Origin of the sequence: Bdellovibrio sp. SKB1291214, assembly GCF_002209355.2 — a bacterium.
GTDB lineage: Bacteria > Bdellovibrionota > Bdellovibrionia > Bdellovibrionales > Bdellovibrionaceae > Bdellovibrio.
This window is the reverse complement of the sequence record NZ_CP106855.1, coordinates 2,542,493-2,556,599: the sequence shown is the minus strand read 5'-3', so window position 1 is coordinate 2,556,599 and position 14,107 is coordinate 2,542,493. Positions and strand designations below refer to the sequence as shown.

Here is a 14,107-nt window from a genome sequence, read left to right as displayed (position 1 = left end):
TATCGAACCCTGGATTTGCCCAGGTCCCGAGGCACCACTTGTGGCATCGCAACTGCCTGAGCATCTAAAAGAACTCCAAGAGCTGAAAGATCGCCAACAGGCTTTAGAAAAACAAATCGCCCTAGAAGTGGAAGAGCTAAAACAGCTTCAATTGAAACTTTACCCGCCTCCCCCTGAAAGATCAGGAAAAGAATTGGCCGTTAACTTTGGAATGGTTTACGGCGCCCAATGGGCCGTTTACCTAGTCACCCAACACGAAACTATTCAAGAGCATGGCTCCTGGGATAACTTCTTTAGTTATCCGCTGCGACCTGATTTCGACAAAGACTCCTTTGATTATAATATCGTCAAACATGCGATCTCGGGGAATTACTATTACCTATTTTATCGCTCTCGCGGCTATTCAGAAGTCGAAGCCTTTCAATGGACGATCTTATCTTCACTGGCATTTGAATTTGCTGTGGAAACATTTACCGAAAGACCCAGCTTTCAAGACATGTATCAGACACCCGTGTATGGAACTTTACTGGGCATGGGAGCAGAGCGGGCCAGTGAGGATTTTTTGAAACGCGAATCTAAATTCGCCCATGTATTTGGTTACCTCTTAAATCCTTTCGAGCTTATTAAAGATAAAAAATCAGATGTGACATCGATGCCTATTATTCAACCCGACTCCCTGGGACTTCTTGTGTCCTGGAGGTTTTAGTATGAAGGCATTTATAATTGGCCTGATTTTAATGATTTCACCGCTGGCTTATTCGCAAGACTTTTTTCCCTACAATTGGAGCAAGGGCATGCACCTTTTTGCGGGTGTGGGCGGCAATACGGCGTTATTCTCAGATCAAGATGGAACTTACGATGGTGGTTTAGGATTAAATCTTAAAACCGATATCACCTACTTTATCAACGAAGACTGGGCCATTGAAATTGGATCTTCCGTGGGATTCAATCGCGTTAGTAACTATCTGCTGTGGGATACGTTATTCACAGTGGGAGTTCGCACGCCACTGCCAAGTTTGACGGACTATCAACTAGGTCAGCCCTATGGACGATTGTTTGTGGGCCGCGCACCCATGGTGATTTTTTTAAATGGAGATCACAGTAAAACAAATGGAGAAAACGTCGACCGCCTGCAATTCGATGGGCCTGTCATTGGCGGCGCGATCGGAACAATGCATATCACCAGCAAAGGACGTGTGTGGTTTACAGAACTTGGCGTTGCCTATCATGAACTGAAACAACAAAGCGACATCCGCATGGATGGTGAAGTGCCCGTGATCATTTCTGGTAAAAACGTCGACGGCGAAAGTTCCATTTACAGTCTTTCCTTCACTGTCGGGATAATGGCTTTTTAAAATTCAAGATTATCAACCTCGATAGGAAGTCCATAAACTTGCTCATCGGACTTCCCGTTTTCAAGCGCATCCCCTATGACTTCGATCTTGCCGTTCATTGTAGCGGCCATATCTTTATCGAACTCGATGCTTCCGCACAGGGCGGGGCAATCGGTTCCCACATAGGAATGCTGGTGAGATCCAGCCTTTTTTATCGTCAGCCAATCACCTTCGCTTAAAGCTTTCAACTGCTCGCCGTCAATACGACAGATATATTCGCCGTTTTTTAGGATTTTATCGCGAATTGAAACTTTGATTTCCTTGATACGAAAATCTTTTTTTGGGTCTGACCACAAAAAGCTAATATTGCCGAGATTAATATACTTAGGTTTGATGTCGTCGGCCTCTTGGTTTTCCTTCCACGCCTTGCAGCTTTTGGATGTCGAAGGCACTGCCCAGATATTTTGATTGGCGGTGATTTGCAGTTCAGCGAATGCGAATGATGAAGATAATAAAAACCCCACAAAGATGATCCCACCTTTTAAACTCACTGAAAACCTCCGATAAGTTTCCATCCTAATCCGCCCCTGTTTGCAGACGCTATGATCAAGGGGAAAATACAAAATCTGTCATTTGAAACATTTTAACGTCGGTAATCTCTGACTTAACAAAAGTGCTTTAAGATATTTTTCGTAGGACTTTTATTTTATGAAAAAGAAAAAGATTTTATCTCTTCGGCCCTCCCAACTTGCCATGAGTCTTTTGGAAGTTGAAATCAAAACAAAAGAATACAAAAAAATGAGCCCTAAAAAGCTTAAAAAAACTCTTAGTGAAGAGCCTGTTCCCGTGGTGCAAGCGCCTAATGGAGATCTTTATCTGATCGATAATCATCACAAAACCTGCGCCCTGTGGATGGCGGGAGTGAAAAGCGTTTATGTCAAAGTCGTATACCGTTTTCCTAAATCAGTTTCCTATCGTGAGTTTTGGAGACGCATGATTAAAAATCATTGGGCGCATCCCTTTGATACTCGTGGAAACGGCCCCGTTGATTCTTTGTATTTCCCTAAAGACATCCGGGGAATCGGCAATGACCCTTATCGAACGTTAGCATGGCTATGTCGCCAACATGGGGGCTATAAGAATAGCAAAAAGACTTTTGCGGAATTCAAATGGGCCAATTACTTCCGCAAGAAAAGACTTTTGAAATCAAGTTATCTGACGGATTTCCGATTGGGACTCAAAAAAGCCCTGGTCGCGGCTCGCCATCCCGATGCGCGACGCTTACCTGGATACATGGGGAAAGACGAAATATGACCCTCAACGTATTCACAGAACCTGCGAAACTCCTTGAACCATGAAACCGAAATAAATTTACCAAAATACATATTCCCATTAAATTTGGCTATTTAGGTCCTTTTCAATTGCTCGCTCTTGGTTCTATGTGTATTCAGAGCCCCCATTTCTGGAACATGTAAGGAACACAGTGAGCAGCAAACCTCAGGTCACCACCTTTATTGATTACCGACTGTTTTTACGTCATTGGTATGACTTTAATAAGTCCCAGACACCTTCCTTTTCCTTTGGCACTTGGACTCGCCAATGTGGTTTTAAAAGCCGTAGCGCCTTAAGCAACATTCTTCATGGAACTCGCAATCTGGGGAATGACTCGATACCACTTATTTTAAATTCCTTAAAATTAAATCCTTTAGAGGCTGAATACTTTGAACACTTAGTCCTTTATGCCAACGCTTCCAATTTTCGCACTAAGGAATATCACTTCCAGCAGATCATCGCTTTATACAAACAACATGATGGCGAGGACGTTAAAGATGTCGTTAAGTTTTTGGCAAATCCTAAAACGCCTCGTGTGCATCTGCTTTTAACTCTTCAGCCTCTAAAATGTACGGCAGCATTCGTCGCACAAACATTTGAAATCCCAAGATCAGAAGCCCTGGAAATTTTAGAAACTATCAAAGCCTGTGGACTTGCAACTTACAACGAAGCCAGCGGGTGTTGGTCTTCGACGACTAATAATTTGCGAATTCCAAGTACAATGAGCAGCACCGCGATTCAGTCCTTCCATAACAATGCTTTAACCGAGGCACAAAACGCCATCATGCTGCCTTCCACAGAACGTCATTTTGAGTCTATGTCCCTCACTTTGAACCAGATAGAATACGAAGAACTTAAAAAAGACGTCGACCAATTTTTAAGCTTCTTAAGCAAGAAATACACGTCAGATTCGTTAGATGGTTCGCGCATTTGCCAAATGAATCTTAACATCATTCCGACAAGTCAACGACTTGAAGTCCCCGTTTCAACTGCTAAAGACAATGCCGTTTCACCCTCCCCTGCATTGGAGAACATTCTATGAAATTAGTAATCGCAATTTTTATATTGATGTTGGGACTCTCGGTCGCTTCGGCGAATACAGTTCGTATTGGGAATGGGGGCGACACAATACGTACTGCGCAGCCCGGTATCATGTCTATCCTGATGACGGCTCCCCACAAGTTGCGACTATTGGCTCACTCTTGGATGTATGCTGATAACATCGATACGGTGTTGCCAAAGGAACGTTTCGAAGAGTTTGAAAACATCATCGAAAGAACACCTTTGGAAATTCAAGAAGCTCCCTGCATCGTCAATGGCCAAAAAAAATCAGCAGCAGCTTACGTAACTCCCTATCAATCTATTTGTGTAAGCTGGAAGCGCTTAGAAAGAAGCGCAAGCAAAGACTTTCCCGAACTCCAAATCCTGGCTTTGCTAGCTCACGAATACTTGCACCTATTGAATTATGACGAAGCCGACGCCGTAATTTTTCAGAAATATGTCATGCAGTACCTTATGAAAAATGGATTGCCTGAATACAATCCGAACGCGGTCTATCTGGTTGATGGTCAGTTTTTAAATCGCTTCAACGCTGTTAACTGGGATGACAAAGACGCGGTCACATCTTACGTCATGGATATGAATTCAATGACAAACGCCCAACTTAAGGAGTTGACGGCTGTTCAAACGAGCGTTTATCCCCTGTTGAAACCCGCAAATAATATTTTGGGCGACATCTATTTGCGTCTTCGATATTTGCAGCTTATCTCCGTTGCCAATTGGACAACGGGCCCTGATATTCCAAGACTTAGAATGACTTTAGAGGCTCGTTACTTCGTGAAGGACAAACGGACTCGTACTCGCCCGCCCATTACGGCACATATGCTTTCAGGGCTTTTCGAAAAAAACACTCGCTTGCCTTTGATGCATCCGAATACGCTGATTCCCTATATCAAGAACGACACGAAGGATGAAGTTCAAAGTATTTTAAAAGAACTTGAAGACCTTATTGAGCAACTGAATAAGAGTTTGTCTAGCATGGACCTATACAGCACTCACATAAGCTTCGTTGAAAAACGTTGAGACAAATAAAAAACCCCGGCGATGAACCGGGGTTTTTCGTTTGGACAAAGTGTGTCCGTACCTTATGACTAAGGGATGACTTTGTTTGCGTGGTATTGCTCTTCGTTGTAATCATCAACCAGGATCGCGTCATAGCGAACTTGATCTGCTTCTTTCAGAAGTTTTGCTTCCTCAGCAGTGATGATGTTTTTATTCAAAGCTTCATCAACCAATGTGTTCGTCTTCTGTTTAGGAAGAGCTTTATCGCGGATGGCTTTTTTGATTTTCTTCTCAGCAGCGTCTGCTCTTAAAGAAACCGAGAAAGCGTAATCCAAACGGCCTACTGCTTGATCGCGTTCTTTAGGAAGGTAAATACCTTGAGTCAAACGATCGCGGATACCGCCTTCTTTCATCATTTCTGATGCAATAGCGTGAGTCCAACCGTCAGAAGCTTGAGAACCGATGGAGTTGATACGAGACCAAGCACCGATCCAGCCTTTAAAGAACCAACGAGCACCTGGGATCTTCAAGTTATCAAAGATACCATCGAAACCTTTTTGGATTTCAACCATGCACATTTTCAAGTTGTAGTGAGCAAATGCCAAGTCTTCTTCTTTGCGGCCTTCTGCTTCGAAGCGGCGCAAGATAGCTGTCGCGATATACATGTGGGCCAAGATATCTGCGAAACGACCTGTGATTTTCTCTTTCATTTTCAAAGATCCACCGAGCACACCCATCGCTACGTCAGACAGCAATGCGAATGTAGCCGATGCCCAAGACATACGACGGAAGTAGACTTTCATTTGTGGATGGCAATCTGGAGTAGCAGCCAAGTAACCACGAGAGAATGACAATAGGATCGCACGGCACGTGTTACGTACGATGTGACCAATGTGACCGAAGAACGCTCTATCGAAACCTTTTAGATCGTTAGCTTCGTATGCTTTTACTTCAGCGTAAGCAAATGGATGGGCACGAAGCGCACCTTGACCAAAGATGATCAATGTACGAGTCATGATGTTTGCACCCTCAACCGTGATACCGATCGGAGTTGCGATGTAGATTTCAGCAAGTACGTTACGGGGACCTAGAGAGATACCCGCACCGCCCATGATGTCCATCGCATCAATGATCACTTTACGACCCATTTCAGTCGCATAGTATTTTTGCATCGCTGTGATAACGCCTGGTTTGATACCTTTATCCAAAGCACCCAAGCAATATCTTCTCATTGCTTCCAATGCATAAGTCGAAGCACCGATACGAGCTAGAGGCTCTTCAACACCTTCAAATTTACCGATAGAAACACCGAACTGACGACGAACAACCGCATGAGCAGAAGTCACACGCATCGCAAGTTTAGTACCGCCTGTAGCTTGAGCTGGAAGAGAGATACCGCGACCCGCCGCCAAACACTCCATCAACATCATCCAACCACGACCTGCACCACCGATACCACCAACGATAGCATCTTCAGCAACGACGACAACGTCTTTACCTTGTGTTGGGCAGTTATAGAACGGAGTTCCTAGTGGATCATGGCGACGACCCAAAACAACGCCTGGCGTGTTAGAAGGGATCAAACCGCAAGTGATACCAAGGTCTTCACCTTTACCCAAAAGATTTTCAGGGTCACGAAGACGGAACGCCAAACCGATAACAGAAGAGATCGCCGCTAACGTGATCCAACGTTTATTCCAGTTCAGTCTGATTTTGATTTTACCATCAGTGTCTTTAAACAAAACACCCGTAGAAGTAATCGCACCCGCATCAGAACCGGCATTTGGCTCTGTCAAACCGAAGCATGGGATTTCCAAGCCATCCGCTAAACGAGGCAACCAGTGTTTTTTCTGAGCATCAGTACCGTAGTGAGCAAGAAGCTCTGCAGGACCCAATGAGTTCGGAACCATGACTTGGATCGCAACTGCCAAAGAGCGCGAAGAAAGTTTCATGATAACTTCAGAGTGGCAAAGTGCCGAGAAGCCAAGACCACCGTATTCTTTAGGAACGATCATCCCTAAGAATTTTTCTTTCTTGATGTAATCCCAAATAGCTGGAGGAATTTCTTTCGTTTTATAGATCTCCCAGTGGTCGATCATTTTACAAAGAGTTTCAACCGGGCCTTCAACGAAGGCTTTTTCTTCCGCCGTCAAATCTGGATAAGCTTCATTCATCAAATTTTGGAAGTTGGGTTTACCAGAGAAAAGATCTTTCTCTACCCACACCACACCCGCATCTAGAGCGGCTTTTTCAGTATCAGAAATTTTAGGAAGGAATTGAAACTTCTTAAAGATCGCAAACACACCTGAAGTAACAAGTGCTGTACGAATCGGCGGCACGTTGAAGATAACTGCCAAAACAGCACCCACAACAAACAACCACATCGGAGCCGCAAAGCCCACCATGATTGCCGCAATCAAGATCGTCCAAACGATCAAAGGACTTCCAAAGAAGCCAACAAACAACAGCGCCACAATCGAGCCCAAAACCCAAGCCCAAGTGCAGCACTCTAAGAAATACCCATAAACGCTGATTGAATCCACGATGATTCTCCTTATTATTGCTTACCCCATCAATTACACTCCTAAATCCAAAGGCAAGCAAGCGAACTTCGATATTTACCCAACAAATACGAGGGCTTAAGTACTGTCAAAACTAGAGCACAACTACTAATTCAAACCAGTTCCCCGCCCGCCCAACAAAATAAAACCGGCAAAAAAGGACACCCAGTCCCCATTTTAATCGAATAATTCGGAACTCTTCGAACCGAGCCCAACGAGCTGAAAACCCCACCAACAGCGGCGCTAAGTCGCCAAAGGCGACAGCCAGCCAAAAAAAAGCGGCGCCCGCAGGGCCCAGCCAAAAAACCAACGAAGAGTTATGCAGAAGAGCAAGAAGCAACCCACCAAGGGGGCGATCAAAAAGGTCCAGATCCGAGGCGGAGGGGGCCGCCCGCAGCGCAGGCGTACTTAAGGTACGTCGGAGCGAGGACGGCCCCCTCCAACGAAGGAGATGGGCCTTTTTCATCGCCCCCGCTCGAAGGCAAAAAAAAAGCCACCTTCCGGTGGCTTTTTCATCTCAACTAAGAAAAACTAATTACTTAGTTTCGCCAGCTGGAGCTGCAGGAGATGCTGCTGGAGTAGCAGTTGCATCAGCTGCTGGAGTAGCTGTAGCGTCTGCTGCTGGAGCTGCTGCACCGTCAGCTGCTGGAGCTGTAGTAGTAGTCTCAGTAGTAGTTGTAGTTTCAGCTGGTTGGTTTTTAGAGCAAGTGAAACCAGTTGTGAAAGAAAGTGCTAGCAAAGCTGCGATAACGATAGCTTTCATTGTTGTGTCCCTTCGTAAATTTACAAACCCGCCGAAATGGCGAATTTGTGTTTTTTGTTAATCTCGACTAAGGGCTAAGTTATACAAATTTCTAATACCTTAGCAATAAAATTTTGAAAATTATTTCTGGCAATGTCCGCACCAGAAAGTATTCCGACCGCCCATCACTTTCGATTTGATCTGTTGTTTGCACACAACACACGGTTCTCCTGCACGATCATATACTTTGAAGGTGTTTTGAAAGTAACCGCTTTCGCCCGAAGTTTGTGCAAAATCACTGATCGAGGAACCACCCTTTTCAATGCTCTCTGCAAGAATGCGACGGATCTCTCGAACCAATAGATTTGCTCTCTCAAGAGAGAGCTTTTTCGCAGGTAAAGACGGCTTAATTTTCGCCGCAAAAAGAGCTTCACTGGCGTAAATGTTCCCCACACCAACGACCACTTTTTGATCCATGATGGCAACCTTCAAAGCGATCTCTTTATTGCGTAAACTCTGCCACAAAGATTCGCCCGAAAATTCAGCACTCAGGGGTTCTGGTCCCAAAATTTTAAGCCTTGGATGCGCAGCAACATCATCTGCTGCAACAAAATCAAAAATCCCAAAGCGCCGCGGATCGCGGTACGCCAGACGCAACCCCCCTGAAAAATGCAGATAGATATGATCATGCAAACGGTCATCACCTAGAGGCGCCACACGCCATGTCCCCGTCATTCCAAGATGCGAAAGCATGCCGCCTTTGTTCGTCCAAAGCAGAAGGTACTTTGCACGACGCTCCACCTTTTTGATTTTCTGCCCGATCAATGTTTTCAATTTTTTTAAAGGAATGGGATCGCGCAAATCAGGACGCTTCAATTCAATGTCTAAAAGAGTCGGCTCTTTGATCAGGATCTGCTCAAGACCTTTTCTGACGACTTCGACCTCGGGTAGTTCAGGCATAAATTAACCTCTTCATAGACTTTTCAATTTTCGGCTGACAAAGCGTTTTTATCATTGAGTCGAACGCAAAAGCAACTCTACTTGGTTTAACATTTTATGTCTGCTGTATTTAAATTTGACACTTTTCATACGCATGATTGCGTATACTCGATTTAGCGATGGCCCGGAAGTTGGAGGATGTGAGGCGATGAAAAAATCCTCCCTCCTTCTCTTAAGCTTAGCCACGTTGTTATGGTCGCAACTTGCTTTGACGGCGCCGCTTTGTGCTGCGGTTTTCACCTCTGCGGAACCACAACTTTCCCTCCTGCAGTGGGATGCCCAAACGGCTTTGCGCAAAGACTTCAGCAAGTTTACCGATTTGGAACTTCTTGGGTTTACCTATTCCTCCGATAAAGATGCCCTCTCCTATAAAAGTTTAGCTGATGAGTATTATGCCAAACTGTCCTCCCTGGAAAAGTCAGTCCTTAGCGACTATACTGAGCTCAGTGGACGTGAATATGAAAAGATGAACGCTAATATTTCAAAGTTTCTGAACAACCAATCACTCAAGAAAAAAGACGCTGTAGCGGTCCAAAACTTACTCGGAGCATTCGACAAGGGTCTGACGCTCCCGCAGGGATTTATTCTTTTTCGCGGTATTGATGCCTCGTCAGGCATCAAGTTTGGTAAAGTGGGAACCATGATGAAATGGGACCGCTTGACCTCCACTTCGGTAAATCCGGAAGTGGCACGTTATTTCGCCAATGACTACAACATGGAACGCACTTACATCTTGGTTCTAGAGGTGGCAGAGCCCGTGCGGGCCATCGTTGCTAAAGACGCGACAGAAATGGAGTTTATTTTTGCACCACGGACAAGATTCCAAGTGGTTTCACGGCATATTGATCGCTCAGAAAACATTCAAATTATCCACCTTAAGGTTTATCCTCCGCTCCCCTAGAACACGTTTATGACTCTTTGAGGTCATTTCAGACTTTTTCACTATCTCTTAGTTGCAAAACTTAATTTCAGATGGCGAAATAGCCGGACTTTAAACGGGAGTATCAATGAAATTCTCTTTCACACTTATCACATCTCTCATCTTGTTAGCTGTTACTAATGCCCACGCTTTTCAAGGTTCTTACGCATGCGATGATGGTTCCACTTTGACTTTAACATCGGTTGAGCCCACATTTTACTTGGCCAATAAAATTAATGCAGATAAATCAGCTTCATCGCTGGCGGTGATCAGCTTTGATTCAACTTTAGCCTTCGGTGAAATGTATCGCGATGACGAAGAAGCCTATATGGGCGACGTTAAGGTGACTGCAGAGGGCCTGTCTCTTCAGTTCGAGAATGGCAACACAGTTCTGTGTCATAAATAGTTTACGGGCAGTATCGGTAAATCCGAAATGTCGGATTTACCGATATGGTTATTCATTCTTTCACCCATTTTTTTTCCGCTTCTTTTTTTGCGATTCGCGCACAAGAATCAATATAGACTTGCCTCATTTCCGTCTTACTGATTCCGTAAAGCTCGCACATTTTCATCAGCAGGCAAGGCGATGCATTTCGCTTGTTATTTTCTATGTTCGACAGGTATTGAGGTCCGGAATAACCTAGTTTATCAGAGGCTTCCGACTGGCTAATTAAAGTAGCTATTCGTTTTTCTCGCAGATATCTTCCAATTGGCATAAACACCTCAATGGTGTCACCGTACGATTCAACTTGGGCCTTTTCAACCACCGATGGTTTACTTTGCCGTAACTTCACAATTCAAAACAATTTTTTGTTTTATTCCAAGTTGAGTCGATGACAGATCTTCAAATCGCAGTGTTCACAGATTTCAAATATGAAAGCTTTCTTAGAACTCACTAATCTTTGTCGGAATCTTTGGTTTCTTCAAGGTATTCATGAACGCCGGCATCTTTTTGCTTTTGAGTCTCAGATCTTATCAAAAACACCACGATCGAAGAAGCAAGCAGATAGATGAGCCCTAACACCACTAAGAGTTTCGCAAGCAGCCTGGCTTTGTTTCTTAAGAGCAATCCCACAATGATCACGACCGGGGCGATGAAAATTCCCCATACAAATAAAAAATCAAAAATCTTCTGCATCATCGCAAATACTCCTGTCACTTAAAACATAATTCTATACATGATAGTGGTAGTTGGTTTTAATTTCCAGATGGATAAGTCATTTATTATTTCCGGATTGGTGAACTTTGTACTTCCATTGATATTTTTCCTGTTTTTTTCAATCATGGGTGCCGTCCCCTTAAAAATCTTAAGAATTACTAAAAAACATCCAAAATCCAAAATCTATTCAATGGATGAGTTTCTTATTAATAGTAATAGAAGTCAGGTCAGAGCTTTTTCTCCTCTATTTCTAGCCGTCCTTTTCATGATCGCCTATGTTGGCACAGTTCAATACACGACCGACACCTTCATTACAGCGTTTTGGATAGGCTGTGGGGTTTTGCTATTAATACATACTTATGCTTGGTTGAAATCGCCAGTCTATCTGCTATTCAAAAAAAGAATCGCTTGGCTCCTGCTATTAGTGGGCTTGGGGTTGTTCAGCCCCTTTGTGCTCGCCGGAAAACCCTATGAACATCTTTTTATGCTCTTTGGAGTTATTTTGTTGGCGGGGATGGCCCGGTACTTATCTTTGCTAATCGAACGACTTAGCCTTGATGGATATGCGATTGAAAATATTTAGGCGATTAATCGCATACTTCGTACCTTTTTAGCTCTTTATCGAAGGTATAGCCGATTGTGCAATAATCTTGATCGTAACTTACTTCAATTGCTGGGGATTTTTTGTAGATGGCTCTCTTAGAGGCATTGCCTTCTTCGTCGAAATATTTTCTTTCTGAAATGCCTAAGTCGCCGGCTTTCTTAAGACTTAAGGTCAAATCGACCTTCCCATTCAGCAACGGCTGCTCTTTCAGAATTTCTTCTTTTTTAGATCCATCTTTCTGAGTAAGAATCAAAATCGCACGCGATAGTTTGGCCGTTTCATTAATTTGAAGTTTGACAACATCTTCTTTCCCATCGCCGTTAAAATCTAACTTATAGGATGGCGTACGGATTTCTTTGCGTAAAGCTTCTGGATAATCGGGATCGATCACATCTCTAAACTTGTTGGAGGAAGCAGCCGAGTTTACAAAGGAACTTGAAACAATAAGAAACGGAAGCAGGGTTTTAATCATCATGGAAAAATCGTAGCTTGTTAGCAAAAGTGCGTCAATGCATGGAGGTTAAAATTAAAAAGGCTGGGATTCCCCAGCCTCTTTTGTTGAGAGATTTAAGTTCCACCGCGAATAAGGAATAGAACAATGAGCAAAGGAATTGGAATTCCCAAGGCCCACAATAAAATCCAACCAATTGCGCCCTTTGTGTTGTTGACAACGTCTAGTGCTTTCATCAGGACCTCCCTTATCTTGCCACGTCGATCATACGACGTTCATTGCACACAGCTCCTACCATTCCACCTAAAGCGGCTGCGATCATCGCTAATACGATCATCACGAAGCTGCTCCAACCGACTGCTTTAAGAGTTGTAGCCGCGGCTTTGCGCGTCTCTTCCATGGCTTTGTCGGTTTTCTCTTTCAATGTTGCCACAGCCTTGTCAGCTTCCTCCGGAGTCATGCCAGCTTGTGCTGCCAGATAATTTTTTGCACTCTCCTGATCGCCGCGCACCAAACGAGAAGCAAGCCCCTTAACAATCACATCCGCATCCGCTGCCAACTTACGATTACCCAGGCTGTCTTGGATCATATCGTTAATTACTGGTGCTTGCGTCGCTGCGATACCACCTGCTGTCGAAGCCGCAGCACCCAAGGCAGAACCTGTCACTTTACCCAACATTGCGACTGACGCCATCGTATGGCAGACCATCAGTAGTACACAGATGCCTCCCACCAACAAACCTTGCATCACACCTACAACGTCGACACGGCGACGAGCAATGCGAACCGAGTAATAACTGCCGGTAAAGTTTCCGACGATCAAAGCCACGACGATGCTGACACCCGCAAAGATCGTCGCATTTTTAACTGTCGATCCATCATCAAGACCAATTCCACCGAATGCCACGGACAGCGCCAGCAAGCCGATCATCGTCACTAAACCAATGACAACCCCTGCAAGTGCCGAGCGCCAACAAACCAAATGGCGATGACCATTCAATTCCACATTTCCATTTCTATAACTATCATTATTCATGAATGCTCCTTTCAATAATTCTTGTCGTATGATGAATGAGGTTAAAATTCACAGCCAGTGCTTTTAATCTAATCTTGTTTTCAAACAAATTATTTCCAGTTAACGAAACTATACATATATTCGTCGACAGCAGCTAAAGGCATCAGTGCACCCTTAGCGGATGATTCCAAATCATAGGCTTTCGATGTCAGACAGGCAGCGCTGCCACCAGCCAGTTGGAATTGATCCAGTGGCACGTGTCTTACTGTTTTTCCCATCGCCTTTAAAATCTCAGACATTCTTGGCACATAACTTCCGACAATTACCGAGTCACCAATCTCGACCCAGTTCAAACCAAAACTCATGGTTTCTTGTCGGCTTACCGGGATGACGGAGGTGAGACCACTGTTATTAAGGATTTCCCAGGAATGCGCAGTGAACGCATCTTTACAGGCAAAGGCAGTTCCATCTTGCAAAATCGCTAAGGCTACATCGAGGTGATAGAAATTTGGATCTTTGAGTTCCAACGGAATAACCTCACAATCGAAAAATTTCTCTAAATATTTGGTAACTGCACGATCTGATCGGAAGCCATGCCCCATAAAGATCTTTTGACCTTTTTCAAAAGCCACGACGTCGCCACCTTCAAGATGACTGGAAGCCTGCCCCCAAACGTGGATACCCCGCTTTTCTAAGTTAGTTCTTCTTTCGATCGCCTCAACTTCTCGCTGCTCGCAGCGCAGGCGAGTCACAAGCGCAGAGAGTCCCTTAGAGGTACTTTTCAGAATCGCGCTATCTTTCATAAAAACAGAATCAAAGGCCCCGTGAATAAACGGCAAGACCATGACGTTGGCGCCACACTCCTTAAGTGTTCTTACAAATTTCATGTGTTGTCTCATCGAGAGTTCCGGTGATGAGCTTCCGATTTTC

The 14,107-nt window shown here is 44.3% G+C and carries 17 protein-coding genes; 8 read left to right on the top strand and 9 right to left on the bottom strand.

All coding sequences use genetic code 11. From position 1 onward, the window contains the following. The first annotated feature begins 40 nt into the window (after positions 1-40). Entirely contained in the window at positions 41-706 is a 666-nt protein-coding gene (locus B9G69_RS12645; RefSeq protein ID WP_254916798.1) for a DUF3943 domain-containing protein, read from the top strand. Between the two features lies 1 nt (position 707). Beyond that, positions 708-1,355, top strand: a complete 648-nt coding sequence (locus tag B9G69_RS12640) for a hypothetical protein (RefSeq protein WP_088614782.1) — start codon at positions 708-710, stop codon at positions 1,353-1,355. Here B9G69_RS12640 and B9G69_RS12635 read toward each other — a convergent pair. Then, the gene (locus B9G69_RS12635) at positions 1,352-1,885 is read right to left on the bottom strand and encodes a hypothetical protein (protein ID WP_088614783.1); all 534 of its coding nucleotides are present in this window, start codon (positions 1,883-1,885) and stop codon (positions 1,352-1,354) included. The genes B9G69_RS12640 and B9G69_RS12635 overlap by 4 nt on opposite strands. Positions 1,886-2,042: 157 nt before the next feature. Here B9G69_RS12635 and B9G69_RS12630 point away from each other — a divergent pair, with 157 nt between their 5' ends. From B9G69_RS12630 to B9G69_RS12620, 3 genes are all read left to right on the top strand, one after another. Continuing rightward, positions 2,043-2,648 (top strand): ParB-like protein, encoded by a 606-nt coding sequence (locus B9G69_RS12630; RefSeq protein WP_088614784.1) that lies wholly within the window; start codon positions 2,043-2,045, stop codon positions 2,646-2,648. A gap of 169 nt (positions 2,649-2,817) precedes the next feature. Further along, on the top strand, positions 2,818-3,708 hold the full coding sequence (locus B9G69_RS12625) for a TIGR02147 family protein (RefSeq protein WP_176400916.1): 891 nt from the start codon (positions 2,818-2,820) through the stop codon (positions 3,706-3,708). Continuing rightward, entirely contained in the window at positions 3,705-4,748 is a 1,044-nt protein-coding gene (locus B9G69_RS12620; protein ID WP_088614786.1) for a hypothetical protein, read from the top strand. Before B9G69_RS12625 ends, B9G69_RS12620 begins: the two co-directional genes overlap by 4 nt. 68 nt (positions 4,749-4,816) lie before the next feature. On the opposite strand, the gene B9G69_RS12615 is transcribed toward B9G69_RS12620, so the two are convergent. The 3 genes from B9G69_RS12615 to mutM form a co-directional block, all read right to left on the bottom strand. Next, positions 4,817-7,270 (bottom strand): acyl-CoA dehydrogenase, encoded by a 2,454-nt coding sequence (locus tag B9G69_RS12615; protein ID WP_088614787.1) that lies wholly within the window; start codon positions 7,268-7,270, stop codon positions 4,817-4,819. A gap of 553 nt (positions 7,271-7,823) precedes the next feature. Next, entirely contained in the window at positions 7,824-8,051 is a 228-nt protein-coding gene (locus tag B9G69_RS12610) for an acylneuraminate cytidylyltransferase (RefSeq protein ID WP_088614789.1), read from the bottom strand. A 120-nt stretch (positions 8,052-8,171) separates the two neighbouring features. Continuing rightward, on the bottom strand, positions 8,172-8,990 hold the full coding sequence (mutM, locus tag B9G69_RS12605; RefSeq protein ID WP_088614790.1) for a bifunctional DNA-formamidopyrimidine glycosylase/DNA-(apurinic or apyrimidinic site) lyase: 819 nt from the start codon (positions 8,988-8,990) through the stop codon (positions 8,172-8,174). Positions 8,991-9,123: 133 nt separating this feature from the next. On the opposite strand from mutM, the gene B9G69_RS12600 reads away from it, so the two are divergent. Together B9G69_RS12600 and B9G69_RS12595 are read left to right on the top strand one after the other, a co-directional pair. Further along, positions 9,124-9,930, top strand: a complete 807-nt coding sequence (locus B9G69_RS12600; RefSeq protein WP_265437773.1) for a hypothetical protein — start codon at positions 9,124-9,126, stop codon at positions 9,928-9,930. Positions 9,931-10,036: 106 nt separating this feature from the next. Beyond that, positions 10,037-10,354: a hypothetical protein gene (locus tag B9G69_RS12595; RefSeq protein ID WP_088614792.1), complete on the top strand. Its 318-nt coding sequence runs from the start codon at positions 10,037-10,039 to the stop codon at positions 10,352-10,354. Between the two features lie 52 nt (positions 10,355-10,406). On the opposite strand, the gene B9G69_RS12590 is transcribed toward B9G69_RS12595, so the two are convergent. Further along, the gene (locus B9G69_RS12590) at positions 10,407-10,742 is read right to left on the bottom strand and encodes a helix-turn-helix domain-containing protein (protein WP_088614793.1); all 336 of its coding nucleotides are present in this window, start codon (positions 10,740-10,742) and stop codon (positions 10,407-10,409) included. Between the two features lie 101 nt (positions 10,743-10,843). Further along, complete coding sequence (locus B9G69_RS12585; RefSeq protein WP_088614794.1) at positions 10,844-11,089, bottom strand: DUF2614 family zinc ribbon-containing protein; 246 nt, start codon at positions 11,087-11,089, stop codon at positions 10,844-10,846. A gap of 67 nt (positions 11,090-11,156) precedes the next feature. On the opposite strand from B9G69_RS12585, the gene B9G69_RS12580 reads away from it, so the two are divergent. Continuing rightward, complete coding sequence (locus tag B9G69_RS12580; protein ID WP_141096888.1) at positions 11,157-11,690, top strand: hypothetical protein; 534 nt, start codon at positions 11,157-11,159, stop codon at positions 11,688-11,690. Positions 11,691-11,694: 4 nt separating this feature from the next. On the opposite strand, the gene B9G69_RS12575 is transcribed toward B9G69_RS12580, so the two are convergent. The 3 genes from B9G69_RS12575 to B9G69_RS12565 all read right to left on the bottom strand — a co-directional run bounded on the left by B9G69_RS12575 (position 11,695) and on the right by B9G69_RS12565 (position 14,064). Further along, entirely contained in the window at positions 11,695-12,186 is a 492-nt protein-coding gene (locus B9G69_RS12575) for a hypothetical protein (RefSeq protein WP_088614796.1), read from the bottom strand. A gap of 223 nt (positions 12,187-12,409) precedes the next feature. Next, positions 12,410-13,198 carry a YrzE family protein gene (locus B9G69_RS12570; RefSeq protein WP_088614797.1) on the bottom strand — a complete coding sequence of 263 codons (789 nt, stop codon included), beginning with the start codon at positions 13,196-13,198 and terminating at the stop codon, positions 12,410-12,412. Positions 13,199-13,287: 89 nt separating this feature from the next. Beyond that, positions 13,288-14,064, bottom strand: coding sequence for a dimethylarginine dimethylaminohydrolase family protein (locus B9G69_RS12565; RefSeq protein ID WP_176400917.1), 777 nt, complete (start codon positions 14,062-14,064; stop codon positions 13,288-13,290). Positions 14,065-14,107 lie beyond the last annotated feature (43 nt).

Bases quoted from the DNA above. Each gene is read 5' to 3' on its own strand.
- B9G69_RS12600 (WP_265437773.1), top strand. From the start codon at position 9,124: ATGATTGCGTATACTCGATTTAGCGATGGCCCGGAAGTTGGAGGATGT.
- B9G69_RS12630 (WP_088614784.1), top strand. From the start codon at position 2,043: ATGAAAAAGAAAAAGATTTTATCTCTTCGGCCCTCCCAACTTGCCATG.
- B9G69_RS12585 (WP_088614794.1), bottom strand. From the start codon at position 11,089: ATGATGCAGAAGATTTTTGATTTTTTATTTGTATGGGGAATTTTCATC.
- B9G69_RS12620 (WP_088614786.1), top strand. From the start codon at position 3,705: ATGAAATTAGTAATCGCAATTTTTATATTGATGTTGGGACTCTCGGTC.
- B9G69_RS12570 (WP_088614797.1), bottom strand. From the start codon at position 13,198: ATGAATAATGATAGTTATAGAAATGGAAATGTGGAATTGAATGGTCAT.
- B9G69_RS12575 (WP_088614796.1), bottom strand. From the start codon at position 12,186: ATGATGATTAAAACCCTGCTTCCGTTTCTTATTGTTTCAAGTTCCTTT.
- B9G69_RS12580 (WP_141096888.1), top strand. From the start codon at position 11,157: ATGGATAAGTCATTTATTATTTCCGGATTGGTGAACTTTGTACTTCCA.
- B9G69_RS12640 (WP_088614782.1), top strand. From the start codon at position 708: ATGAAGGCATTTATAATTGGCCTGATTTTAATGATTTCACCGCTGGCT.
- B9G69_RS12610 (WP_088614789.1), bottom strand. From the start codon at position 8,051: ATGAAAGCTATCGTTATCGCAGCTTTGCTAGCACTTTCTTTCACAACT.
- B9G69_RS12595 (WP_088614792.1), top strand. From the start codon at position 10,037: ATGAAATTCTCTTTCACACTTATCACATCTCTCATCTTGTTAGCTGTT.
- B9G69_RS12565 (WP_176400917.1), bottom strand. From the start codon at position 14,064: ATGAAATTTGTAAGAACACTTAAGGAGTGTGGCGCCAACGTCATGGTC.
- mutM (WP_088614790.1), bottom strand. From the start codon at position 8,990: ATGCCTGAACTACCCGAGGTCGAAGTCGTCAGAAAAGGTCTTGAGCAG.